General features: G+C 43.9%; 23 protein-coding genes. 13 read left to right on the forward strand and 10 right to left on the reverse strand.

Annotated features, from left to right (window positions below; all coding sequences use genetic code 11):
• The first annotated feature begins 69 nt into the window (after nt 1-69).
• The 5 genes from PN470_RS09790 to PN470_RS09810 all read left to right on the forward strand — a co-directional run bounded on the left by PN470_RS09790 (nt 70) and on the right by PN470_RS09810 (nt 7397).
• Nucleotides 70-978, forward strand: coding sequence for an RluA family pseudouridine synthase (locus PN470_RS09790; RefSeq protein ID WP_103112717.1), 909 nt, complete (start codon nt 70-72; stop codon nt 976-978).
• Between the two features lie 203 nt (nt 979-1181).
• The gene (dnaK, locus tag PN470_RS09795; protein ID WP_103112685.1) at nt 1182-3344 is read left to right on the forward strand and encodes a molecular chaperone DnaK; all 2163 of its coding nucleotides are present in this window, start codon (nt 1182-1184) and stop codon (nt 3342-3344) included.
• Between the two features lie 159 nt (nt 3345-3503).
• Entirely contained in the window at nt 3504-4379 is an 876-nt protein-coding gene (locus PN470_RS09800) for a J domain-containing protein (protein ID WP_002790929.1), read from the forward strand.
• 104 nt (nt 4380-4483) lie between these two features.
• A complete protein-coding gene (locus tag PN470_RS09805) occupies nt 4484-5626 on the forward strand; it encodes a quinone-dependent dihydroorotate dehydrogenase (protein WP_103112686.1) in 1143 nt (380 codons plus the stop codon).
• Nucleotides 5627-5807: 181 nt separating this feature from the next.
• A complete protein-coding gene (locus PN470_RS09810) occupies nt 5808-7397 on the forward strand; it encodes a DUF3352 domain-containing protein (RefSeq protein ID WP_272104436.1) in 1590 nt (529 codons plus the stop codon).
• On the opposite strand, the gene PN470_RS09815 is transcribed toward PN470_RS09810, so the two are convergent.
• Both PN470_RS09815 and PN470_RS09820 read right to left on the reverse strand, forming a co-directional pair.
• On the reverse strand, nt 7371-8618 hold the full coding sequence (locus tag PN470_RS09815) for a bifunctional folylpolyglutamate synthase/dihydrofolate synthase (protein WP_002778894.1): 1248 nt from the start codon (nt 8616-8618) through the stop codon (nt 7371-7373). The two genes, PN470_RS09810 and PN470_RS09815, sit on opposite strands and share 27 nt — an antisense overlap.
• A gap of 83 nt (nt 8619-8701) precedes the next feature.
• Nucleotides 8702-9427: a 2-phosphosulfolactate phosphatase family protein gene (locus PN470_RS09820; protein ID WP_002751646.1), complete on the reverse strand. Its 726-nt coding sequence runs from the start codon at nt 9425-9427 to the stop codon at nt 8702-8704.
• A 467-nt stretch (nt 9428-9894) separates the two neighbouring features.
• Here PN470_RS09820 and PN470_RS09825 point away from each other — a divergent pair, with 467 nt between their 5' ends.
• The 4 genes from PN470_RS09825 to recA all read left to right on the forward strand — a co-directional run bounded on the left by PN470_RS09825 (nt 9895) and on the right by recA (nt 13329).
• Complete coding sequence (locus tag PN470_RS09825) at nt 9895-10311, forward strand: XisH family protein (protein WP_002766354.1); 417 nt, start codon at nt 9895-9897, stop codon at nt 10309-10311.
• Nucleotides 10299-10634: a XisI protein gene (locus PN470_RS09830; protein WP_002748301.1), complete on the forward strand. Its 336-nt coding sequence runs from the start codon at nt 10299-10301 to the stop codon at nt 10632-10634. Before PN470_RS09825 ends, PN470_RS09830 begins: the two co-directional genes overlap by 13 nt.
• Before the next feature lie 546 nt (nt 10635-11180).
• Nucleotides 11181-12134, forward strand: coding sequence for an aldo/keto reductase (locus PN470_RS09835; RefSeq protein ID WP_272104438.1), 954 nt, complete (start codon nt 11181-11183; stop codon nt 12132-12134).
• A gap of 127 nt (nt 12135-12261) precedes the next feature.
• Entirely contained in the window at nt 12262-13329 is a 1068-nt protein-coding gene (gene recA, locus PN470_RS09840) for a recombinase RecA (protein ID WP_002739007.1), read from the forward strand.
• Nucleotides 13330-13352: 23 nt separating this feature from the next.
• Here recA and PN470_RS09845 read toward each other — a convergent pair whose 3' ends face one another.
• Complete coding sequence (locus PN470_RS09845; protein WP_024970538.1) at nt 13353-13949, reverse strand: hypothetical protein; 597 nt, start codon at nt 13947-13949, stop codon at nt 13353-13355.
• A gap of 43 nt (nt 13950-13992) precedes the next feature.
• A complete protein-coding gene (locus tag PN470_RS09850; RefSeq protein WP_272104441.1) occupies nt 13993-14862 on the reverse strand; it encodes a bile acid:sodium symporter family protein in 870 nt (289 codons plus the stop codon).
• Nucleotides 14863-15133: 271 nt separating this feature from the next.
• Here PN470_RS09850 and PN470_RS09855 point away from each other — a divergent pair, with 271 nt between their 5' ends.
• The gene (locus tag PN470_RS09855) at nt 15134-15607 is read left to right on the forward strand and encodes a CRR6 family NdhI maturation factor (RefSeq protein ID WP_002738641.1); all 474 of its coding nucleotides are present in this window, start codon (nt 15134-15136) and stop codon (nt 15605-15607) included.
• Between the two features lie 94 nt (nt 15608-15701).
• Nucleotides 15702-16910 (forward strand): 4-hydroxy-3-methylbut-2-enyl diphosphate reductase, encoded by a 1209-nt coding sequence (locus PN470_RS09860; RefSeq protein ID WP_002778879.1) that lies wholly within the window; start codon nt 15702-15704, stop codon nt 16908-16910.
• Between the two features lie 423 nt (nt 16911-17333).
• Here the strand turns inward: PN470_RS09860 and PN470_RS09865 are convergent, their stop codons facing one another.
• Entirely contained in the window at nt 17334-17936 is a 603-nt protein-coding gene (locus PN470_RS09865; RefSeq protein ID WP_002739407.1) for a Crp/Fnr family transcriptional regulator, read from the reverse strand.
• Between the two features lie 184 nt (nt 17937-18120).
• The gene (locus PN470_RS09870; protein WP_002739408.1) at nt 18121-18759 is read right to left on the reverse strand and encodes an LON peptidase substrate-binding domain-containing protein; all 639 of its coding nucleotides are present in this window, start codon (nt 18757-18759) and stop codon (nt 18121-18123) included.
• Between the two features lie 563 nt (nt 18760-19322).
• Here PN470_RS09870 and PN470_RS09875 point away from each other — a divergent pair.
• Nucleotides 19323-20279, forward strand: coding sequence for an RNA polymerase sigma factor, RpoD/SigA family (locus PN470_RS09875; protein ID WP_002739411.1), 957 nt, complete (start codon nt 19323-19325; stop codon nt 20277-20279).
• A 226-nt stretch (nt 20280-20505) separates the two neighbouring features.
• On the opposite strand, the gene PN470_RS09880 is transcribed toward PN470_RS09875, so the two are convergent.
• From PN470_RS09880 to ureA, 3 genes are all read right to left on the reverse strand, one after another.
• On the reverse strand, nt 20506-21390 hold the full coding sequence (locus tag PN470_RS09880; protein WP_002778878.1) for an S-methyl-5'-thioadenosine phosphorylase: 885 nt from the start codon (nt 21388-21390) through the stop codon (nt 20506-20508).
• An 82-nt stretch (nt 21391-21472) separates the two neighbouring features.
• Entirely contained in the window at nt 21473-21799 is a 327-nt protein-coding gene (ureB, locus tag PN470_RS09885) for an urease subunit beta (RefSeq protein WP_002748322.1), read from the reverse strand.
• 19 nt (nt 21800-21818) lie between these two features.
• Nucleotides 21819-22121, reverse strand: coding sequence for an urease subunit gamma (ureA, locus tag PN470_RS09890; RefSeq protein WP_002738360.1), 303 nt, complete (start codon nt 22119-22121; stop codon nt 21819-21821).
• Nucleotides 22122-22503: 382 nt separating this feature from the next.
• Between ureA and PN470_RS09895 the strand changes: the two genes are divergently transcribed.
• Entirely contained in the window at nt 22504-22629 is a 126-nt protein-coding gene (locus PN470_RS09895; RefSeq protein WP_271939132.1) for a hypothetical protein, read from the forward strand.
• Here PN470_RS09895 and PN470_RS09900 read toward each other — a convergent pair.
• On the reverse strand, nt 22630-24136 hold a 1507-nt coding region (locus tag PN470_RS09900; RefSeq protein ID WP_272104443.1), incomplete at its 5' end, for a DUF4114 domain-containing protein.

Raw genomic sequence — 24136 nt, forward strand, 5'->3', positions numbered from 1 at the left:
GAGTCAGGAGATTATTTTTATTTATTCTTCCCACACCCCACACCCTACACCCCACACCCCACTTCCCCAATGGCCAATCAAGGTTGGATTTATCGAGATAAAATTAGCAAAAATCAGGCAGGATTAAGCCTATTAGCCTACTATACGGGCAAATATCCCCATTCTAGCCCGGAAGAATGGCTCGATCGCATTTTATCAGCAGCAATTCTAGTCAATGGTCGTCCCGCTTACCCCGATACAGTCTTAGAAATCGGGCAGCAATTGACCTATCAGCGCCCGCCTTGGACAGAACCGGATGTACCGCTCTTTTTTGAGGTACTCTACGAGGATACCGAGGTGTTAGTGGTGGCGAAACCTTCGGGATTACCCGTGTTAGCGGGGGGTGGATTTCTCGAACATACTCTCATCCATTTGGTACATCAGCATTATGCCGAGGTCACTCCCTATCCAATTCATCGTCTTGGTCGCGGCACTTCCGGTATAGTCTTAATGGCGAAATCAAAGCCCGCTAGAGCTAAATTGAGTCAACAGATGCGAGAGGGGAAAATTACCAAAATATATCGAGCTTTAGTTGGTCAGGGCGACATACCGGATAATTTTAGTATTAATCAAGCGATCGGGAAAATCGCCCATCCCATTTTAGGCTACGTTTACGGTGCGCTCACAGATGGGTTATCGGCCCGCAGTGATGGTCGAGTCTTAAAAAAACATCCCGATAGTACCCTATTAGAAGTAGAAATTTTTACGGGCAGACCCCATCAAATTCGCATTCATCTGGCCTTTTTTGGCTATCCCTTAATCGGTGATCCCTTGTATGGTCTGGGGGGATTACCGCGACCGGATGCGGTCCCAGGAGATTGTGGTTATTATCTCCATGCCAATCAAATCGTTTTTAATCATCCCAGTACAGGCAGAACAATCCCTATTTCCTGTCAGCCGCCACCAGAATTAGTAGATAGGGAAAATCTGGAAATCTAGCCATATTTTCACCCCCCCAAGCTCGATCGCCAGCGATCACTAAAAGACCACTTCGGTAATCACACCCTGAATCGCCCCGAACCGAGAGCGAGAACCTAAGACAATTCGATACAATATTGTCAACAAGCATTAAGCGATTTAAACTATCGATCGAAGGTAAAAGTCCCGAAGTTATCGAAATCTAGGGGGAGACAAAAACAAGCATGGGTAGAGTAGTAGGCATTGATCTAGGGACAACTAACTCCGTCGTCGCCGTGATGGAAGGCGGAAAGCCAGTGGTCATCGCCAACTCGGAGGGCATGAGAACCACCCCTTCTGTGGTCGGTTTTAATAAAGATGGGGAGTTAGTGGTCGGTCAAATGGCCCGGCGACAGGGGGTACTTAATCCCCAAAACACCTACTATGCAATCAAACGCTACATAGGTCGTCGCTACTCGGAATTAAACCCCGAATCGAAGCGCGTCCCCTACACCATCCGCCGGGATGAGATGGGCAATATCAAAATTAAATGTCCCCGTCTGCAAAAAGAATTTGCCCCCGAAGAAATTTCCGCCCTAGTTTTACGCCGATTAGCCGAAGAAGCCAGCCGTTATCTAGGGGAAGAAGTGACCGGGGCCGTCATCACCGTCCCCGCCTATTTTAATGACTCCCAACGTCAAGCCACCCGGGATGCGGGCCGAATTGCGGGGTTAGAAGTGATGAGGATTCTCAACGAACCCACCGCCGCTGCCCTAGCCTACGGTCTCGATGAACAGGAAAGCAAGAAAATCCTCGTTTTTGACCTGGGAGGCGGTACTTTTGATGTTTCTATCCTGGAAGTGGGTGACGGCGTTTTTGAGGTGAAAGCCACCAGTGGCGACACCCAATTAGGCGGTAATGATTTCGATAAAAGAATCGTCGATTGGTTAGCCAATCAATTTTTGGAACAGGAAGGCGTGGAGCTGCGCCAAGACCGGCAAGCACTACAAAGACTCACAGAAGCGGCAGAAAAAGCCAAAATTGAACTATCTGGGGTCAGCGTCACCGATATTAATCTACCCTTTATCATCGCCACGGAAGACGGACCCAAACACATCGAAACTCGTCTGAGTCGGGCCCAATTTGAGGAATTATGCGGCGATTTAATCAGTCGTCTCCGTCGTCCTCTCAAACGGGCTCTTTCCGATGCCGGTTTGTCCCCCGTCCAACTAGACGAAGTGGTACTGGTGGGCGGCGGCACGCGGATGCCGGTGGTGAAGGATTTAGTGCGGAGTTTTATCGATAGGGAACCCAATCAAAATGTTAACCCTGATGAGGTTGTAGCGGTCGGAGCGGCTATTCAAGCGGGAATTTTGGGCGGCGAGGTCAAAGACGTGCTGCTCCTCGATGTGACCCCTTTATCCTTGGGTTTAGAAACCATCGGCGGTGTGATGAAAAAGTTAATCCCCCGCAATACCACTATTCCCGTCCGCAGATCTGACCTTTTTTCCACTTCCGAAAATAATCAAACTGTGGTGGAAATTCACGTTTTGCAGGGGGAAAGGGAAATGGCCAGCGATAATAAATCCCTGGGACGTTTTAAATTAACCGGTATCCCCCCCGCACCCCGGGGTATTCCCCAAGTGCAGGTGTCCCTCGATATCGATGCTAACGGTATTCTACAAGTCACCGCTAGGGATAAAATGACCGGACGGGAGCAAAGTGTCACCATTCAAGGCGCTTCTACCCTCAGCGAAGGGGAAATTAACCGCATGATCGGCGATGCTGCCCGATTTGCGGAAGCAGATCGTACCCGTCGCGAAAAGGTCGATAAACGCAATCGCGCCCGCTCTCTGGTGGATCAAGCCCAACGACGCTTAAAAGATGTTACTCTCGATTTTGGTAATGAGTTCACCCGTTCCTATCGTCGTCAAATTGAGTCTTTGAGTACGGAAATTATCGACGCTTTGGAGAAAAATGATGACCGTCGCATCGATCGCGCCCAGGCAGATCTACAGGATGTTATCTATGAATTAAATCGCGAGGTACGCCTACAATACGACGAGGAAGACGAGGGCTTTTTTAGCGCTATTCGCAAGACTTTTACTGGAGATAAGGAAGATGATCTTCCCTCCGAACCGCGTCGCGATCGTTATCGTCAGGATTATCGTCCGGGTACACCGGGTTATCAAAGTGATTATCGACCCAATTATTCGGCTAATCAAGATAGTTATCGCCCCCGCAATCAGGACAATTACTATAATGGCCGCGATAGCGATTGGCAAAGTCCCCCCCCCTCGGAGGAAAAAAGTTATAACAATAGTAAAAGTAACCGCAGCGGCGGCAATCGTTCCCGCAATATTCCCCCCCAAAATAACTGGGATGATGAGGATGATGATTGGTTTTAATCAGTAAACAGTGATCACTAATCAGTGAAAAGACAGTGGGAAACTACTATTTAATACTGCTCGCTTAATACATACTGCTCACTTAAAACTCAAATCTGATAACTGATAACCGATAACTGATAACTGATAACCGATAACTGATAACTGATAACTGAATATATGCCACAATTAGTTAATTACTATGATGTTTTAGGAGTATCTCGCACGGCTACTGGTGACGAGATAAAAAAGGCTTTTCGACGACTAGCGCGTCAATATCATCCCGATGTTAATCCGGGGGATAAATCGGCCGAAGAAAAGTTTAAAGATATTAATGAAGCTTATGATGTTCTCTCCGATGAAGAAAAACGGGTTGAGTATAATCGTTCCTTGACGGGGATTAAGCGCCGTGGGATACGTCCGGGGGAAAAAGCCAATAGTAACGGGAATGGAAAAATCCCCCGTACAGAACAGGATTTATGGAAGTTTAAAGATTTTAATAACCTTAATACTAAGCGTGCTAAAATTGCCTCCTCTCCCCGTTTAACTCGTCGAGATGTGGAGGCGAAATTGACTTTACCTTTAGAGAAAGCCTATCAAGGTGGCAGACAAAGAATTCGTCTAGAAGATGGTAGATCAATAGAGGTTGATATGCCGGCAGCCATGATCGATGGGCAGAAAATTCGTCTCAAAGGTCAGGGTATTGAAGGGGGTGATTTATATTTAAAAATAACTATCGCTAGGCATCATTTTTTTAGGATTCAAGGTTCTGATATTGTCTGTCAAGTACCAATTACTCCTAGTGAGGCAATTGTGGGCGGTTTTGTGGAAATTCCCACCATTGACGGGTTAGTTAAAATGATGATTCCTAAGGGAGTTAAAAGCGGTCAAAGATTACGTTTGGCTAATAAAGGTTATCCCACTTCCCAAGGAGAAAGGGGCGATCAATTAGTGGAAATTATCTTAGTTAATCCTCCCAATCCTAGCCCAGAAGAATTAGAACTTTATCAAAAAATACGGGCGATCGAAACTTTTAATCCTCGTCAAGGTTTATAAAGATTATGCTAGGTGGGTTACGGCAAATTGGAAATTTTTTGTCAAAAACATAACTTGTTCTTGCCTAACCCACCCTACACCTAACCCTTAATTCCTGTCTTTTTATGATCAATATAATTGACACAATTAAACCTTTTTATCCTCTAGCTTTCAAGGCTATTCGGGGCAATTTAGAAGGAACACAAAAACAATTATTAAATACTCTGCAAAAAATCGATCGCTCGCGAGGGGGATTTTGGGGACAATGGTTAATCTCACAATTATCAGAATCCCTCAGTTTTAGCGATTCTCGCCTATCTCAAAGCCTCTGGGGGTTAAATTTCCCCAATCCCGTCGGATTGGCGGCAGGATTCGATAAAGACGGTTTAGGGGCAGGACTTTGGCATAATTTCGGCTTTGGTTTTGCCGAGGTGGGTGCTGTCACCCTAGAAGGGCAACCGGGCAACCCAAAACCGAGATTATTTCGTTTACCGGAAGATTTGGCGGGATTAAACCGTATGGGGGCAAATAACCTCGGTGCGCTGGTTCTAGCGGCAACTCTCCAACAATCTTGGCAACGACAACCCCGACAGATTCCCATCGGTATTAACCTCTGTAAATCGAAAAATACGCTCCTAGAAAAGGCCTCGGAGGACTATTTAGGCAGTTTTCGCTATTTATTCCCCCATGCCGATTATTTTGTCGTTAATGTTAGTTCTCCCAATACTCCCGGTTTGCGTTCCCTGCAAAGTGGTGAACAACTCGATAAAATCCTCGACATTTTACAAACAGAAAATCAAGGCAGAAAACCCCTATTAGTGAAAATTTCTCCCGATTTAGAATGGGAAGATATCATAATAATTATTGACCTAGCTTTCTCCTATCAATTAGCTGGAATTGTCGCTACTAATACCACCACTAAACGCACGGGATTAAAAACCACAATTCTGCCCGAAACCGGTAAACCAATCACTGAAGAAGCAGGGGGAATTAGTGGGCAACCTTTGCGGGAACGTTCCACAGAAGTGATCCGTTTTATCTATCAGCAAACCCAAGGCAATTTACCAATAATTGGAGTGGGAGGCATTTTTTCTCTCGATGATGCTTGGGAAAAAATTACCGCCGGTGCGAGTTTATTACAGATTTATACCGGTTGGTTATATCGAGGACCATGGCTAGTATCAAATATTTTACAAGGATTAACAGAAAAACTAGAGGTCAATGGGTTGACTAACATTAATCAAGCGGTGGGGTTGAAATCTGACTAAGAATGAGCCAATTTTCTCCGGTAATTAGCAATAATTTCGGAAAAATTAGCTGAAATGTTGTCTGTCACCTTTGGGGATAAGATAAGATAATTAGGATAACTACAATAGGACTAATCTAGAGACTACAACCGCAGACAAATCGATCGCCAAGTATGGAACTTTTTAACCAAACCACAATTCTATGTCAAAAAAATCATTTTTACCCGGTTGTTTAGTCGTCCTAGGACTAACAGCAGTAACCGCAGGAGGTGTCTATCTTTATCTACGAGGACAACTTCCTTGGCAAAGATTCACCCCCTTGCAATCGGCAAAAGTTATCCCAGAAACTGCCTTTGCTAGTAGTTTTGTCTCCACGGATGCAAAAGCTTGGTCAGTGTTAGCTAAATATGGTACACCAGAATCGCGAACTGCGGTTAGTCAAGGACTAGAAGAATTACAAAAAAATATCTTCACTGATAAGATTGATTATCAACGGGATATCGAACCTTGGATCGGTAGTATTAGCTTTGCTTTTCTTCCCGCAGCTACCCCTGGACAATCGGAATTATTAACGGTTATCGGGATCAAAGATAAAATTAAAGCGTCAGAATTCCAGAAAAAACTAGGACAACAAGTTAATCGCAAAACTAGCACCAGTGACTACAAAGGTATTACAATTACTGCTATAGATTGGCAGGATAATACCACCATTTATACTGCCGTTACTGGTGATTTTTTGTTGATATCCTACGATAAAAAGGTGTTAGAAGCGGCGATCAATACCTATCAAGGACAGCCATCTTTTAGCAGTAAACCGGAAGTGAGAAAACTGCTTTCCCAATCCCTCAACCTACCCAATACCCTAGCAACAATTTATATTGATGATTATGCCAAAATCTTGGGACCAGATGCTAATTTATCTCCCCAAAGTCGGCAAGAATTAGCAAAAATTCAGGATATTGTCGCAGGAGTGGGTGTCACCGATACGGGATTACAGTTACAAATGGTGGCTAAACTTGCTCCTGAAACTATTTCTAACCTACCTTCCCCCAGCAGAAATCAAGTTTTAAATTATTTACCCGGAGATACCATCGCACTCTGGAGTGGGAATAATCTTAAACAGGGATGGGAAGAAGCAGAAAAACAGTCCCAAACTAACCCAGAATTACAAGTTTTTCTGCGTCAGATCCGTGAGAATTTTCAGATGGCAACCCTTGACGCGGATAAAGAAGTTTTCAACTGGATGGATCGAGAATTTGCTTTTGGAATTATCCCCAACCAGCAAGCAGTGGGAGGGTTAGGTTTTGGGGGAATGATGATCTGGCAAACCGGCGATCATAAAGCGGCAAAAACTACCCTCGATAAGTTAAATGAATTGGTGAAAACTGTTCCCTTTATCACCATAAAAAACAGTCAAATTTCTGGCCAAGATGTAACTGAATGGAAAGCGGAAGAACAAGCTATTTTAACCTATGCTTGGCCTAATAATGATACCTTAAAAATGACCGTCGGAATTCCTTATCAACCGCAACCGAATCAACCGATTAGCAAAAGTGAGAATTTCCAAGCATCGATCGCAAATTTGCCTAAAAATAATCTCGGTTATTTTTTCATCGATGTGGAGCAAATTATTGCTAAAGCAGGGGGAATTAATAATCTTCCTGCCACGGAATTAACCCCGGAAGCAAAGGCCTTTTTAGAATCGGTACGCGGGATCGGAATTACTGCCACTATGCCTGATAAAACCACCAGTAAAATTGATGTTTTATTTTCCCTGAAACAAACTCCCTAAAAAGTAACCAACTAAATAAAGCGATCCACAGAGAATTATCTGACTATCGGCAGATTCTTGGATGGCTTTTTTTAGTCCTAAAAATACATCAGAACAAGTCTCTAGGTGAGATAATTCTGAACAAATTGAAGCCGCTAATTCCGCTAAGGTTTCAGGATTAGCACTGCTATGATCAGGAACAGGAACTAAATATAAACTATCGCCTTTTCTTAATAAAGCTTGGAATATTTCCCGATGATCTTTGGTCGATAAAATTCCCATCACCCAGATAATTTTTGGAGCCTTTAAACTATCTACATAATGCCTTAAACCAATGGCAGCAGCGGGATTATGAGCGCCATCTATTAAAATTTCTCGCTGACACCAATTAACGGTTTGTAAACGTCCTAACCAGCGAGTTTTTGCCATTCCTTCCCGCACGACTTCATCGCTAATTTGCCAACCTTGCTGACGCAAAATATTAACAACAGCGATCGCTATAGCCGAATTAGTTAATTGAAAATCTCCCGCTAAGGATAAAGGATATTCTAAACCTTGATATTTAGCACGATTATCGGCAATTTTTTCGGCAGCTTCTACCCATACCGTTGGACAATTTAACAGCTTGATTCTCTCCCTAACTACTCCCTGCGCTGATTCCGGTAATTGTCCGATAACTGCGGGACAATTCGCTTTTAATATCCCCGCTTTCTCCCCGGCAATATCGGCAACCGTGGGACCTAAATTTTGCCAATGTTCCCGACTAATAGAAGTGATGACAGTAACTAAAGGTTGAGCGCAAACATTAGTCGCATCCAATCTTCCTCCTAAACCCACTTCCATCACGGCAATATCCACCTTTTCCTGAGCAAAATACAGCCAAGCAGCGGCAGTAATTACCTCAAATTGAGTAGGACTTTCCTGCTGGGGATCGATAAGCGATTGTATATATTTAAGCAGGTTTTCTAAAGTCGCGGTTTCAATATTTTCGCCATTAATAGAGATTCTTTCTGTCCAATCAATTAAATGGGGAGAAATATAACGTCCGACTTTGTAACCGGCGGTACTGAGAATAGAAGATAGATAGGCACAAACTGAACCTTTGCCATTAGTTCCCGTGACATGAATAATCGGAATTTTATCTTGGGGATTGCCTAAAATCTCCAGCAGATTTTTTATTCTTTCTAAACCGAGATTGACACCAAAACGCTGAAAAGATTGCAGTAAAGAATCGATAGTCATGGTTAGCAAACTATAAATAAAGGAATCCGGCTAGGATCGATACTCCTACCGGCATTGATGACCCTTTCTCTGGGTGATAATGTCTAAAGTTTGACTAAAATGCTCGGTTCTTTTTGGATCGGTAAAACATCAAGAGAGTCAATATTAGCGCAGTATTTTAAATCTTCTTGACAGTGGAGACGCAAGAGGCGCTGACCATGACTACAACTGTGGAACATTCCTAAAAGATCATTTTGCCATTGACGATAAAGAGCGATCGAGGCGATAACCTCATCATTACCGATCGCCATTTGCCCCGATTGTTCTTGTAGCGCATCGGCGATCGCTCCAGCACAGGCCGTATCTTCCAAAGAATAACCCCCTTCCCAACCAGAGCCAACAATCCAGACGGTATCGGGCTGCTTATCCAATAAGTAATTAACCGCAGCTTGCCGATTGATCATCGCCGCAGTGATCACGATTGGGGATTCTTCCACTCTTTGCAGAGCGCGGGTGCCGTTAGTGGTACTGATAAACAGACGACGACCTTTCATTAAATCAGGGGTACAATCGAGGGGAGAATTGCCCAGATCGCAGCCTTCCACTTTCGCGCCGCCTCTTTCTCCTGCCCGGAGACGTTTTTCTGGTTGCCAGGTATCGCTCACCTGCATCAGGGTTTTCAGATCGCTGAAGGTTTGCACTGCTTCCGCACCGGCATTAAGGGCAGTGGCGATCGTGGTTGTCGCTCTTAAAACATCGATAACGACGGCGCAATCGGGTAGAGTATGGACGGGGGTAAGTTCGGGAGTATGATAAATGAAAACCTGCACGAGTTATACCAAGTAAAAAGTAAAAGGGGGAATAAGCTCAACATACCGCCGCTCGGCGTCGCGCTGGCAGAAGAAAGACAAGGCCGATTTTATCACGATGGATGTCAGCTAGTTAAGCTGTTCGTCATTCAAATTGCTGGTTGAGATCAGGCAAGGGGGGGGCTAATCTCAGAATAAGCGGTTTAAATACGTCTTAGCTTAGGGACTTGCGCTTTGATAATGTACCTTTTGGGCGAACGCAGTTCGCCCCTACATTGTGGACAAAATCCGTTACTGTAGGGGCGCAAAGCTTGCGCCCTCCGATCGATTGGGATATTATTCTCACGCAAGTCCCTTATTACTTGAAATGCCCACGCGGATCACAAAATTGGCCAATTGTCAATAGGGTTTGAGATGCTCTCACTCTGTCGCTCGTCATGACTAAATGTTATAATTAATAATTATTATGCCTGCTAACCTCAAGATTCATGTCTGCTAAAGATCGTTTTCATGGTGCAGTGAGAAAAGGATTAGAAAAAGAGGGTTGGATCATTACAGATGACCCTTTAAGAATTGAAGTGGGTGATGTAGAAATGTATGTCGATTTAGGAGCAGAGCAACTGATAGCCGCAGAAAAAGACAATGAAAAGATAGCCGTTGAAATTAAAAGTTTTATCGGTAAATCCAGCATTTCAGAATTTCATACTGCCATTGGACAATTCTTTAATTATCGTGTTGCTTTAGAAGAAAAAGAACCTAAAAGACAGTTATATTTAGCTGTTCCCTTAGATATTTATTATAGTTTTTTTGAATTGCGATTTATTCAAACTGTCGTTAAACGATTTCAAATTTACCTGATTATTTATGATCCGATTGGGGAGGTAATTGTCGCATGGAAAAATTAGAACAATATCGTCACTATGTCAAGCAAGTCATTACTGAATATTCTCAGATAGGTTCATCTAAAGATCCGATTGAACAACAATTGATTTTTGATACTGTTGGCGATCACTATCAATTGATGTATGTTGGCTGGAAAAATAGACGAAGATATCATGGTTGTGTTTTGCATCTCGATATTAAAAAGGGTAAAATCTGGATACAACATGATGGCACTGAGGTGGGAATTGCCAATGAATTAGTTAATTTAGGCGTTCCTAAAGAAGATATTGTTTTAGCCTTTCATGAACCCCTAGTCAGAGAATATACAGGGTTTGCGGTGGGTTAATCAAAGAGGGCGAATGCAATTCGCCCCTACAATAATATTATTGCGCCAATGGTAGGGGCGCACCGCGTGCGCCCAAAATGTCCTATAGATATTTCGACAAAATTGAGATGCACCCAAATTATCCCTATTCTTCTTCCTTCCACACAAAAACCAGAAGAGCCAATTCGCCTAACCTAATCATAAGGTTAAGCGACAAACAGGATCAGCAAGAGACTTCGATTTTTTTACCTTGCTGATCTCTGTATTTCTTGGTTAACAAAACTTAACAATTATTGGCAAAATTTTGCTTGCTTTTGTCGGCAGATTTTGGGATAATATTTTTAAAAGATTTTATTCATAATGGAAATCTTTGCGTCTAAAAAATTTTTGCACAGATTCCCATTATAAGAGAAGCATAGCGCAAGTCGCCGGCAAAGTCAAGTCCTTTCCCATTAATTATGGGTGGGAATTTCCCGGAATCAAAAAAGGGGGTTAGTGGTGAGTCAGACCAAATATAGGTTACACTTCATCTTTAAATGAGAAACGCTGTCATTCTTTGTAGGGAATATGACTAGACAAACCGCTAATCTCGGACAAACAGGAATTGCCGTCAGTGCCTTGGGAATCGGGACTTGGGCATGGGGAGATAAACTATTCTGGAGCTATGGCAAGGAATACGGAGCTAGTCAGGTAGAGGAGGCCTTTAAAGCGGCAGTAGAGGCAGGAATCACCTTTTTTGACACTGCCGAAGTCTATGGACTGGGGGAATCGGAACGACTCTTAGGAAAATTTACCCAACAGACCGATATTCCCATCGATATTGCCAGCAAATTTGCCCCCGTACCGTGGCGATTGAGGGCGAATGCGGTTCATAATGCCATTAGCGAGAGCTTAAACCGTCTAAAAACCGATAAAATGGCTCTTTATCAAGTACATTGGCCCTTCACCTTCCTAATTAGCCAAGAAACCCTAATGAATGCCCTAGGGGAAGAAGTAAAACGCGGCCGCATTGGTTCCGTGGGTGTAAGTAATTATTCCGCCGAGCAAATGCGTCAAGCAAGCCAGATTTTGGCGAAAAAAGAGGTTCCCTTAGCGGTCAATCAGGTCCAGTATTCGCTTTTGTATCGCAAAATAGAAACTAAGGGAATTTTAGCCACGGCCAAGGAATTAGGTGTCACCATCCTCGCCTACAGCCCTCTCGCTCAAGGACTACTGACGGGTAAATATAGCCCAGAAAGCCAGAATTTGCCCGATGGAGCCAGAAAAGTTGACCCACGGTTCAAAAAAGAAGGTTTGGAGAAAATAGCCCCAATTTTAAGGGTAATGCAAGAATTGGGCGCAAAATACCAAAAAACCCCCGCACAAGTCGCCCTCAATTGGTTAATCGCCCAAGGGGATGTAATTCCCATCCCGGGGGCAAAAACTGCGGCCCAAGCGAGGGAAAATGCCGGGGCCTTAGGATGGAGTTTAGAAGCGCAAGAGGTGACGCAATTAGAACAGATGAGCCGGCCTTGGCTGTAAAAATCAAAACTTTTAATTTTTGATCACCATTCTGGAAAAAGTCTCTAACTTTTTGGTGATCAAGATTAAAACAAGCTACAATCTTTAGATACTGCTGTACTACTTAAGAAAACTGGGGAGAAAATTAATGGCGACAATGACAAATAATTCCGATCGAGATAAGGCCTTAGGTTTAGTCTTAAATCAAATCGAGCGCAACTTTGGCAAAGGTTCGATTATGCGTTTAGGAGATGCCACCCGGATGCGGGTGGAAACCGTGCCTAGTGGTGCTTTAACCCTAGATATGGCGTTGGGTGGCGGTTTACCGAAGGGCCGTATCGTCGAAATTTACGGGCCGGAAAGTTCCGGCAAAACCACTTTAGCCCTCCATGCGATCGCAGAAGTGCAGAAAGCTGGGGGAGTGGCGGCCTTTGTCGATGCGGAACACGCTTTAGATCCCACCTATTCGGAAGATTTAGGGGTAGATATCAATAATTTACTGGTGGCACAACCGGACACGGGGGAGGCTGCCTTAGAAATAGTTGACCAGTTAGTGCGTTCTTCGGCCGTGGATATCGTTGTCATCGACTCGGTGGCCGCTTTAGTGCCGCGGGCGGAAATTGAAGGGGAAATGGGGGATAATCAGGTGGGTTTGCAGGCCCGTTTGATGAGTAAAGCCCTGCGAAAAATTGCCGGTAATATTGGTAAATCCGGTTGTGTGGTGATTTTCCTCAACCAACTGCGGCAAAAAATCGGTGTCACCTACGGCAATCCTGAAGTGACCACCGGAGGAACGGCCTTAAAATTTTATGCCTCGGTACGTTTAGATATCCGTCGCATTCAAACTTTGAAAAAAGGCACGGAAGGGGAATACGGAATTCGGGCTAAAGTTAAGGTGGCTAAAAATAAAGTCGCGCCTCCTTTCCGGATTGCTGAATTTGATATTATCTTCGGTAAAGGCATTTCCCAGGTGGGTTGTATGCTCGATATCGCCGAACAAACTAACGTAGTTACTCGTAAAGGGGCATGGTATAGCTATAATGGCGAAAATATTGCCCAGGGTCGCGATAATGCCGTTAAATATCTCGAAGAAAGGCCAGAAGTAGCGGCAGAAATTGAGAAGTTATTGCGGGATAAATTAGACATGGGTTCGGTTCCTTTACCCACGGAACCGGCCGATGAAGACGAGGAGGACGATCTGGAACCAGAAATCTAAAAGAAGACGGTTTTAAGTCTTGGTTATCCCCCTATTTTGGGGGATTTTTTAGCTTCAGAATCGATAGATTTAGCGGCTTCTAACCATGATTGTAAACCTTTTTTAGTCGGTGTTCCTCTAGGGGTAAAAGTCCATAGATCTCGTTTATGTTGTGGTCCGTAGCTGATATGAATTGGGCGATTAATTCCGTAAAAATAGAGAGAATCAAAGGGTAATTTTGCGGTTAAAATCCAATCTATCAGGCGATCACTAGTTAAATTGATAATCCGAAAATCACAGGCTGCCCCCAATCGCTGACAATAATATTGACCTTTTTGATTAATTTCGTGGGCGCAATGTTGATCACGACTGGGATCGATTCTACCGTTTTTTAAGCCGGTGATCGGGTCTTTTTTTTGGAGAAATTTTCTCAGATCATTAGAACAAAATCCGTAGGTTAATTGGAATTTTTCTCGACCAAAATTATCAATAATTGGATCGATAATAAAGTGAGCGAGATTTTGCCAAGCGGTTATCGTTGCAGGATTTTTTGGATAGGGATCGATTTGTGCTGCATACTTTTGATAGGTTTGGGAACAGGTAGATAATTCTTCTAGGGTTAAATATTTACCAATTAACATAATCAGTTATCAGTTTTTAGCTAGATCCTATCACCAGATTTAGCTATTTTGCCAAAGCTGCTTTTTTGCGACCATAATAAACAGCGATAAAAGCACTGACATACATCCATAAACTATAGACCATTGCGGGAATGGCTAGCTCGGGATTCTTTAATAAACCGGCAGTGATAGCAATAGCTAAAGTGCCGCTTTGAATACCCACTTCAATTGCGATACAAATTCTTTGGGCAATAGTTAATTGAAATAAACGACCACTGAAAAAGCCAATTAGGGAAGCAATCGTGTTTAAAATGATCACTGCCAGACCAGTTTGAGCGATAAATAAAGGTAAACGTTGCCATTCTCTCAGGATTAATAAGAAGATAATAACCGCTAGAAAAATCACGGCTAAACGATTAGTTATCGGTTCCAGACTTTTGGCCAGTAAAGGGAAGTAATGGCGGATAGTCATACCCATAACCAGGGGTAAAACTATAATCAAAAATATCTGCCCCATAGTGGAACCAATGGGTAGGGAGATAGCGGCACTTTCACCCATAAAATGCTGGAGAATGAAACTAGCTAAAAAAGGTATTGTGAAAATGGTGATGATGCTGCTAAAAGCGGTTAAAGTAACAGAAAGGGCCACATCTCCCTTAGCTAAATAGGTTAAAACATTGGAGGAAGGGCCGCTGGGGCAAATGGCGACAATCATTAAACCGACGGCAATTTCTGGCCGGAGAGGCAAAAGAGAAACAATAATAAAGCCGACGATCGGTAGAATAATAATTTGATTGACTAAACCGATCAGGACTGCTTTGGGATAACGGGTGATACGCTGAAAATCGGCGGGAATTAATCCCAATCCCATGCCTAACATTAAAACGCCTAGGCCAACGGGTAAGAGGATATTAGTAAAAAAGTCGGCTTGCATGGGATAAAAGCGGAGAAGATGAGCTTATTTTCCCATAATTCGTGTCCCTAGTTCTCGATTTTGCTGACTACCCCGGTGTGCAGGGGAGATTAAATTGTGGGAGAAATCCAATCATGAGGATTTTTGTCTGGTTTCCCTCTCTCGCTCTGGAGTGAGAGAATAGTCATACTTAGTTTTTTTGTCCCGATCGAGAGTATTTTCTGAGATAGATCATTGTGATCTAGGGATAAAAAACGGTAATTTTGCCCGATATAACCTTTTATTTGCTCCTATGACTGTCAAAATCGCTCTTAACCCCAATCAGATTCAAAATCTCGATCTTTCATCTTTAGAGACTATTATTCAAGATTATCAGTCGCGGGCAGCGATCGCAAAATTGGAACAAGCTCTACAATTAGAGATAGATTATCCTCGTGCGGAGGGTGATATGCGGGAATTATCGGAGATACCGGAAGTCAGGCTGTGGTTTTTGCGTTTGGATGCAGTTTATCCTTGGTTAATCTTTATTCTTGACCCAAAACAGGGAGAAATCGCCCGTTATGCTGCTATGTTGGTCCCCCATCAATTCCATCGCGGGGAAGGAATTCAATATAATCCCGAAGCTTTAGAGATTTTTGTGATGCAAAAACTCTTTATTTTGTCTGATTGGCTGAAAAGTCAGCAAATTCCTGCTTTATCTCGCTTAAAATTTTTCGCTCAACAGTTTGGTTACGATATCGACGAGGAATTTCTCTCTAGTCTCTAAAAGCTTCCTGCGCTGACTAGATAAGGTATTTTAAATATATGGCAAGCTACTGTCTCGCCCAATTTAGCACCACCAATACCCCTATCAGAGAATCATGGATACAAAATCCTTTAAACGCACCCTACAGCAATCGGATAACTATAACCGCAAGGGATTCGGTCACAAAGAAGAAGTAATGGATGCGATGACCAATGAGTATCAAAGCGACCTGATCCAAGAAATTCGTGAAAATAATTATCGTTTAGAACGGGGTGAGGTGACGATCTATCTCGCTCAAGCTTTTGGTTTTTGTTGGGGGGTAGAACGCGCTGTTGCTATGGCCTACGAAACTCGTCAACATTTTCCCCAGGAACGTCTCTGGATTACTAACGAAATTATTCACAATCCCTCGGTTAATCAGCGTCTGCGCTCCATGGCCGTGGGTTTTATTCCGGTGGAAAATGGCCAAAAAGACTTTACTGTGGTGGAATCAGGGGATGTGGTGATTTTACCTGCTTTTGGGGCTAGTGTCTCGGAAATGAAAATACTTAACGATAAGGGTTGCATGATTGTGGATACTACTTGTCCCTGGGTTTCTAAGGTGTGGAATTCCGTGGAAAAGCACAAAAAAAGCGACCACACTTCGATTATTCACGGCAAATATAATCACGAAGAAACGATCGCCACTAGCTCTTTTGCTGGCACTTATCTAATCGTTTTAAATTTGGCTCAAGCTAATTATGTCGCTAATTATATTCTCCACGGTGGTGATAAAAATGAGTTTTTAGAGAAGTTTAAAAATGCCCATTCCCAGGGTTTCGATCCCGATCGCGATCTAGATTATATCGGTATTGCCAATCAGACCACAATGCTGAAAAGTGAAACGGAGGAAATTGGCAAACTCTTCGAGCATACTATGTTGAGAAAGTACGGACCGATCGATTTTAAAGATCATTTCATGAGTTTTAATACCATCTGTGATGCCACTCAAGAGCGTCAAGATGCCATGTTTGAACTGGTGAAAGAACCGCTTTCTTTAATGGTGGTAATTGGCGGTTATAATTCCTCTAATACCACTCACCTACAGGAAATAGCGATCGAGCGTGCCATTCCCTCCTATCATATCGATAGTGCCGAGCGCATTCTCCCCGGTAATCGCATCGAACATAAACCTTTAGGTGGCGATTTAATCATCACTGATAACTGGTTAAATGAGGGAAAAATTATCGTCGGAGTGACTTCTGGTGCTTCCACTCCCGATAAGGTGGTAGAAGAGGTAATCGAGAAAATTTTTGCGCTCAAATCTTCTTTAGTCCAGGGTTAATTAGCCAGGGTGAGAGCATCTCAAACGCTATTGACAATTGGCCAATTTTGTGATCCGCATGGGCAGTTCAAGTGATACCAGTCAATCAAAATAGTTACAAAATCGACCCGTTTGGTCGATTTTTGCTTAACAATTGAGATGGCTAATTCTCATCAAATATGCCTGAAGTGCTCTCCGGGTAAGCAACTCACATCAAGTCCATTTTGTCAAGGATTGTTAAGATGAGCTTACCCTGGTTATTTATCGAGCCTTTCGGTTACTTGAATCGCTGAAAAGCTTGGCTATGGGTTTTCTTTACCCCTGGACTGATTCACTACTTTTCTTTTCTATATAATCAACTTAATCGATGAATAAATTCTCTGTTAGAATCCGTTTTTCCCTGTCATTTCTGTTTTCCCGTTCCCTAGAGTGACAGAAGAGGGATTAATGGTGAATAATCAAATGGCGGTCGCAATCGCTGCTCACCCATCCCTGACGCTGAAATTCCCCTAACAAACGCGTCACCGTTACCCTTGTGGTGCCGATAGCATTGGCGAGATTTTGATGGGTTAAACGTATCTTTAAACGACTGCCTTGGGCGATTGGTTCTCCCATTTCCCGCTTTAATAACTGTAGTAACTGCTGAAGACGTTCCTCCACTCGTTTCAGTCCTGCGATCGCAAGGAGCGATTCCGTTTGTTGTTGACGACGGATCATTTGATTTAACATCATCCTGGTTAATTCCGCCGAATTTTCCACTTCGGTGATCGTGTACCATTTTAGGTACAGTTCCGACAAGGCTCTGGCGTGATAAGATTCCAGATGAGTCAAATTTAAGCCGAAAAAGTGGGATGAATGAACCCAACCTAGTAAAATTTCCTCTCCACTCTCAGATACTTGACTTAGTTGCGCCATACCCCGATAAACTTGCCAGACTCCATCAGCCATCAGAGGAATATTCTCCCCGCGCTCATAAAAGTGGAGCCGACGACTCTCGCTATAGTCTTCTCGGAAGGGTGAGACGTTGGGATTATAGGTGAGCAACATGATCAAAGTTCTCCTAGGCGAGGGGCTAACAATTTTAACCCCACTTTACTGTATCAAGGTAAACATTAGGTAATCCCCAGGTTAACAGTAATCAGTGAACAGTGATCAGTTCACCGATTACTGTTTACTGATCACTGTTCACTGAAATAACATCCGCTGCCGCAGCTGAAAAACCTACAGATCATTAATTTAAAGCATCTTTAAGAGCCGTGCGAGCGGCCAGATGATTGCGGGTTGAGGTGAGAATTTCCGATTCTCGTTGGAGACGACTGACTGTATCGAGCATTTCTAATAAAGCTTGTTGTTCCCCGGCCACACCGTAGAGATTACCCGCCACCCAGTAGGATAATTCCAGGGGAAGACTAGGCAAATCGTCGGGGAGTTCAATTTTTTGAGCGGTTAATTTGGCTGATAGATGAACCACGTCCCGCAGCAGTCGATCCACTTCTTTGGCCAGAGGTCGCAGATCTTGGGTGGTGGGGACATCTTCAATCCACTCCACTAAACCGACACGATAGGGTTTTTCCCGGACGTATTCTAGGACACGGAAGCGCTGTTGACCGATGGTGAGAATTTTTAAGCGATCATCTGGAAGACGTTGACAACGGACAACTTCCGCACAACTGCCGACTTTAGCGATTTCTCCCGTGGCCGGATCTACCATTAAGACCCCAAAACGGCGATCTTCTTCCAATATCGTATTCATCATAATCCGATAGCGAAACTCGAAGATGTGCAGGGGCAGGGGACGACCCGGAAATAAAACAACTTCGGGTAGGGGAAAGAGAGGTAATTCTCTAACGGCAATGGAAGAAGTGGCCATAGGTTTAGTAAAAAAAAACCGATCTTCTCTTATTTTTACACAATCCCCCCTGAACCGCTAGGCAAGGGCAATAGACGGGAGACGGTCGTCAGCTGTGAGTTTTCAGTTCACTGTTCACTGAAAATACTTCCCTCACTGCCTACTCTGCGATCGCTATCTGAGAAAATTGCTGATTTTGTCATCTAGATTGCATTCCGAGCGGAAACCTTTGGGTAATCTATGAGTAGAGATACTCAAACCTCCTCTTCATTGGTGCTTTCCTGAGAGGGGTGATTTTTTTTCTCATAAACTTTACAATATTTAATAATTGTTGTAATATTAGTTAAATAACCAAGCTTCTCACTACTTGCCATTTATGCCCATAAAATCTATATATAGCCAAAAAAAGGACTATAGAGGCAATTAAATAGTCAATGAGATTTCTCTCTATAGTTGAGTAACCACTCACTTATCTCTTTACAAAACGAGAAAAAACTCTGATAGCATCTCCTTTACTGCTCTGGGGAAGCAATCTGAAAAACGCCATCAATCCCTGAATATCAACCCTCAACCGACGCGCACTCATGAAAACCTCGAAAAACCCCACCGACCCAGTTCGCGCCTATCTCAGAGAAATTGGCCGAGTTCCCCTTCTCAGCCATGAAGAAGAAATTCTCTACGCGAAACAGGTACAAAGATTAATTTTTCTGGAAAAAATCAAAGAATCCCTAAGGGCGAAACTCGGCAGCGACCCCAGCGATCGCCAGTGGTCAGAAGCGGCGGAAATTAGTGAAGAACAACTGCGTCGAGAATTGGGGGCAGGGGATTTCGCCAAACGTAAGATGGTAGAAGCGAACCTGCGTCTAGTGGTTTCCGTCGCTAAAAAATACCTAAAACGCAATCTAGATCTATTAGATCTGATCCAAGAGGGAACCATTGGGATGCAAAGAGGGGTGGAAAAATTCGATCCCACCAAAGGCTATCGCTTCTCCACCTATGCCTATTGGTGGATTCGCCAAGCCATCACCCGGGCGATCGCAGAAAAAAGTCGCACCATCCGTCTGCCCATCCACATCACCGAAAAACTGAATAAAATCAAAAAGGCCCAGCGTCAACTAGCTCAAGATAAAGGTCGCGCTGCCACCATTGCCGAATTAGCCGAGGAATTAGACTTAACTCCTAAACAGGTGCGAGACTACTTGGAAAGGTCCCGTCAACCCCTTTCCCTTGACTTAAAGGTGGGGGACAATCAAGACACGGAATTAGGGGAACTCTTGGAAGATACGGGACTTTCCCCGGAAGATTACACTGCCTATTCTTCCCTGCAAGTGGACTTAGAAAAACTGATGGCAGACCTCACCCCTCAACAAAAAGAAGTGATTTGTCTGCGTTTTGGTTTAGATAATGGGCAGCCCCTCACCCTAGCAAAAATTGGCGTTCGACTCAATATCAGTCGTGAACGCGTCCGTCAGATCGAACGAGAAGCGATCGCTAAATTAAGAAAACGCAAGGCCAAGATCAGAGAATATCTAGCTAGTTAGGGTTTGCGGCAAAAAGCTGTTCGTGGGGGCAGGGTGTAGGGTGTGGGGTGTGGGGTGTAGAGTGTGGGGTGTGGGGAGAATAAATAAAATAATCTCCTATCTCCTGACTCCTGAATACTGACTCCTGCCGACGGCCTCCTGCCTTTGTTAAGGGTCAAATTGATCGTCTGAATAACAGCGAGAAAAATGACCCATTTCTAGATTTATCGGCGACTTTTCTCGGCTCTTATTTCTCTACTTCTTCATATTTTTTCAAAAAGAGAGCTAATTTTTCTTTAGTGGCGACGGGAACAGAATCTAGACGGGTAAGAATAGCATATTTAAGGGCAGAATGAGCGGCGGAAACGGGGGGATTAGCTGCTAGACGGCGCACCGTTTCTTGGATAACTTTTTGGGCATTAATAGCGTTATGGTGTAGATTTTCGATCACCATTTCTACGGTGACATGATCGTGATCGGGATGCCAACAATCGTAATCGGTAACTAGGGCTAAGGTAGCGTAGGCAATTTCCGCTTCTCGGGCTAATTTTGCCTCGGTTAAATTGGTCATACCGATGACGGTTGCCCCCCAACTTCTATAGAGATTTGATTCCGCTTTAGTAGAAAAAGCCGGCCCCTCCATACAGATGTATGTACCCCCCCGATGCAGGGTAACTTCTGGTAGGTTTAAACTAGCGACGGCATCCCCTAAAATTTCGGCTAATTGGGGACAAATGGGATCACCAAAGGCAACGTGGGCAACAATTCCTTCCCCAAAAAAAGTCGCTATTCTCTCTTTAGTTCTGTCAATAAATTGATCGGGAATGACTAAATCTAGGGGTTTAACTTCGGCTTTGAGGGAACCAACGGCCGAAGCGGAAATAATATATTCAACCCCTAATTGTTTGAGAGCGTGAATATTAGCTCGAAAGGGTAATTCGGTCGGTAAAAAATGGTGACCTCTGCCATGACGCGCTAAAAAGGCAACTTCTGTTCCGTCTAAAGTACCGAGAATTAAAGCATCGGAAGGAGAACCAAAAGGAGTATCGAGGGATACTTCCCGCACATCCTTGAGGGCATCCATTTTATACAAACCACTGCCGCCAATGATGCCAATTTTTACCGTCGTCATAGTCTTGGAAAGAATTAGTTATCGTTGCCTTGATGTTACCACAATTGAGCGATCGAACTATGATAATTTTTCCGTTAAGACCCTACTTTTTCTTTTTCTTGCCTTTGAGAGAACCATTAATTAAACCATTAAAGCCATAAATTTCTTCAGTACCCGCAATGGCAACTAATTCCACCTCTTTCGTGTCTCCCGGTTCAAATCTAACGGACGTACCTGCGGGAATATTCAGATGGGTTCCTTTGGTTAATTCGCGCTGGAACTCCAGGGCCTGGTTAACTTCATAAAAATGATAGTGGGAACCCACTTGAATCGGTCGATCGCCTGTATTAGCCACAGAGATACGCAGGGTGTCGCGACCGACATTAATCTCGATCGCTCCGGATGGTGTGATAATTTCTCCCGGAATCATAACTGCTAAAAATCTCCTGTTAGTGAATGGGATTGTGAACGGTAACTAATTTAGTACCATCGGGAAAAGTCGCTTCGATCTGCACTTCTGTAATCATTTCTGGGATGCCTTCCATTACCTCCTCGCGAGTTAACAAAGTGGTGCCGTAACTCATCAATTCAGCGACGCTACGACCTTCCCTCGCACCTTCGAGGATGGCGGCGCTAATATAGGCGATCGCTTCGGGATAATTTAACTTGATACCGCGATTTTTGCGTCTTTCGGCGAGCAGTGCCGCCGTGAAAATGAGTAATTTGTCTTTTTCTTGGGGCGAAAGTTGCATAGATGGGCCTTTTTTCACACAGATGCCTAGGGTTATTGTAGTTGTTGGCGGGATAATTGTAGCGATCGAGTTGTGAAATTTTATTTACTTAGCCCCGATTATTGATCAAGATTTGGGAAGATACTTAAAAGTCTTGCTAGGAAAGTCCTTCAGCGATCTGGCTAAAAAACGGCTGGCAATTGGTGAATAATTCAGGCTAGTGTCTCGTTCTTATTTGAAATAACTATAGCGTTTCCCAAGCTAGTGAGGTACACCTATTTTCTTCCGTTTTGCCTTTTGCATCTTGCCTTTTGCATCTTGCCTTTTGCCTAAAACCCATAACTTTTGTACCTCAGCAGACTGAAAAACGCTATATAAATCATGGCTGGATTGGAAGCCAGCCATGCCACCATTAATCAGAAACGGTAATGAGTCCTGTGGGGCGACAAATGACGGTGATTCGCAGTTAGAAAAAGACAACCACCGCCAACTCCCAGAGGAAATGGTTTGTCAAACCAGCAAGGGATGATTAAGCAATAAAATTAAACGCCAAAATCCCATCATTAAAGTCGTTATCACTGATATTGGGTAAGTTACCGGGTAAATCCTCAAAGCCAAAGATATTATTCCCCCTTGACCGTAAATGTTCCGCCCCATCGGGATTTGCCGCCCCAAAGGAGAAGTAGGCCACTTCATGACTTATATAGTTTTCTAGGGTAGCCGCCACGTTATCGGGATTCTTGGTCAAAAATGCCTGAATACTCCCTTGCAGACTTTCTCCCAGATTGCCCCCATTGGCAATCACAAAGGGTGCGTAGCGTCGCCCCCCTTCCAACAGCACATCTCCAAATTCAGCGGCGGTGGTGCTTTGGTTTGCTCCTTCCCCACTGGCCCGCAAAATGAAGTTATTCACTGCTTGACTTAAGGCACTACGGGCATAACCCGCTTGACCGGGTTGAATTAACTCTGTCGCGTTGCCATCTCCATCTAAATCGAGGCTATCAAAAACGGCTCCGTTATCATCGGCCACTGGATAGAGACCGACAACGTTATTGAAGAAAGCTCCCGTCTGTCTAAGTCCTTCCTCAATGGCTGTCACCTGTATGCTACCGGGCAAGTTACTAAAGTTGAAAACCAGAGAACCTTGTCCATTACCCGTATTGTTAAATTGGAGGGCCTGGGGATTAACGGCTTGGTCGGGTAGATTGGTAATTTCTAGGGTGAAATTAACCGTTGCGTCTGGCGTGGCATTGGGAGCCGGGTTGAGGGTAGTATCCGTTACCGCAACTGTCAAGTTATAGAGGGATTGGGCTTCAAAATCAGCCTTACCGATGAAGAATAATTCCCGGCCACGAATCTGGAAACTGCTCTGATCACTGCCCAACAAAGAAAGGCTATTTGTCCCCAAGGCATCATCGCTGATCTGAATATCGGCAACTTTTACACCTTGACTGGTATCGGTATTTTCAGCGATCGCATTAGTGCTATTGGCCAGAATTAGGGCTGTGGGAGCTTCATTGATATCGGTGATGTTTAAAGTTAAGGTTTGGGTGAGATCGGGGGTGACACCAACGGTTGTATCATCGACATTGACGGTGACTTCGTAACTATTTTGGGCTTCAAAATTAGGAGTAAAACCGACATAGAAAAGAGCCGAATTCTGAATTAAGAAGCGCTCCTTATCCCGTCCCGTGAGGAAGAGATTATTGGTTCCTAAACCATCATCTTCAATCAGGAGATCGGCGACTTTAAATTCTGGTGTGACATTGACATTTTCAGCTAACTCGGTGACAGCATTTTGGAAAATTAGGGCTGTGGGAGCTTGATTACTAGGAGTTTCACTAACATCATTGACAGTAATTGTCAAGGTTTTCTCAAAACTGAGTCCCCCTTGGTCGGTGGTTTTTACCCGAATACTGTAACTATTCTTGGTTTCAAAATCGGGGGAATTATTAATCTGTAATTGATTCCCTACAATCGAGAATGCTGAGTTATCTGTATCTCCTGTTCCTGCTATCAAACTATAGGTAAAGCTA

Origin of the sequence: Microcystis sp. CS-574 (assembly GCF_028329095.1) — a bacterium.
GTDB lineage: Bacteria > Cyanobacteriota > Cyanobacteriia > Cyanobacteriales > Microcystaceae > Microcystis > Microcystis ichthyoblabe_A.

Excerpts from the sequence above, each read along its gene's own strand:
- PN470_RS09790 (WP_103112717.1), top strand. The coding sequence starts at position 70 with ATGGCCAATCAAGGTTGGATTTATCGAGATAAAATTAGCAAAAATCAG.
- dnaK (WP_103112685.1), top strand. The coding sequence starts at position 1,182 with ATGGGTAGAGTAGTAGGCATTGATCTAGGGACAACTAACTCCGTCGTC.
- PN470_RS09800 (WP_002790929.1), top strand. The coding sequence starts at position 3,504 with ATGCCACAATTAGTTAATTACTATGATGTTTTAGGAGTATCTCGCACG.
- PN470_RS09805 (WP_103112686.1), top strand. The coding sequence starts at position 4,484 with ATGATCAATATAATTGACACAATTAAACCTTTTTATCCTCTAGCTTTC.
- PN470_RS09810 (WP_272104436.1), top strand. The coding sequence starts at position 5,808 with ATGTCAAAAAAATCATTTTTACCCGGTTGTTTAGTCGTCCTAGGACTA.
- PN470_RS09815 (WP_002778894.1), bottom strand. The coding sequence starts at position 8,618 with ATGACTATCGATTCTTTACTGCAATCTTTTCAGCGTTTTGGTGTCAAT.
- PN470_RS09825 (WP_002766354.1), top strand. The coding sequence starts at position 9,895 with ATGTCTGCTAAAGATCGTTTTCATGGTGCAGTGAGAAAAGGATTAGAA.
- PN470_RS09830 (WP_002748301.1), top strand. The coding sequence starts at position 10,299 with ATGGAAAAATTAGAACAATATCGTCACTATGTCAAGCAAGTCATTACT.
- PN470_RS09835 (WP_272104438.1), top strand. The coding sequence starts at position 11,181 with ATGACTAGACAAACCGCTAATCTCGGACAAACAGGAATTGCCGTCAGT.
- recA (WP_002739007.1), top strand. The coding sequence starts at position 12,262 with ATGGCGACAATGACAAATAATTCCGATCGAGATAAGGCCTTAGGTTTA.
- PN470_RS09845 (WP_024970538.1), bottom strand. The coding sequence starts at position 13,949 with ATGTTAATTGGTAAATATTTAACCCTAGAAGAATTATCTACCTGTTCC.
- PN470_RS09850 (WP_272104441.1), bottom strand. The coding sequence starts at position 14,862 with ATGCAAGCCGACTTTTTTACTAATATCCTCTTACCCGTTGGCCTAGGC.
- PN470_RS09855 (WP_002738641.1), top strand. The coding sequence starts at position 15,134 with ATGACTGTCAAAATCGCTCTTAACCCCAATCAGATTCAAAATCTCGAT.
- PN470_RS09860 (WP_002778879.1), top strand. The coding sequence starts at position 15,702 with ATGGATACAAAATCCTTTAAACGCACCCTACAGCAATCGGATAACTAT.
- PN470_RS09865 (WP_002739407.1), bottom strand. The coding sequence starts at position 17,936 with ATGTTGCTCACCTATAATCCCAACGTCTCACCCTTCCGAGAAGACTAT.
- PN470_RS09870 (WP_002739408.1), bottom strand. The coding sequence starts at position 18,759 with ATGGCCACTTCTTCCATTGCCGTTAGAGAATTACCTCTCTTTCCCCTA.
- PN470_RS09875 (WP_002739411.1), top strand. The coding sequence starts at position 19,323 with ATGAAAACCTCGAAAAACCCCACCGACCCAGTTCGCGCCTATCTCAGA.
- PN470_RS09880 (WP_002778878.1), bottom strand. The coding sequence starts at position 21,390 with ATGACGACGGTAAAAATTGGCATCATTGGCGGCAGTGGTTTGTATAAA.
- ureB (WP_002748322.1), bottom strand. The coding sequence starts at position 21,799 with ATGATTCCGGGAGAAATTATCACACCATCCGGAGCGATCGAGATTAAT.
- ureA (WP_002738360.1), bottom strand. The coding sequence starts at position 22,121 with ATGCAACTTTCGCCCCAAGAAAAAGACAAATTACTCATTTTCACGGCG.
- PN470_RS09895 (WP_271939132.1), top strand. The coding sequence starts at position 22,504 with ATGCCACCATTAATCAGAAACGGTAATGAGTCCTGTGGGGCGACAAAT.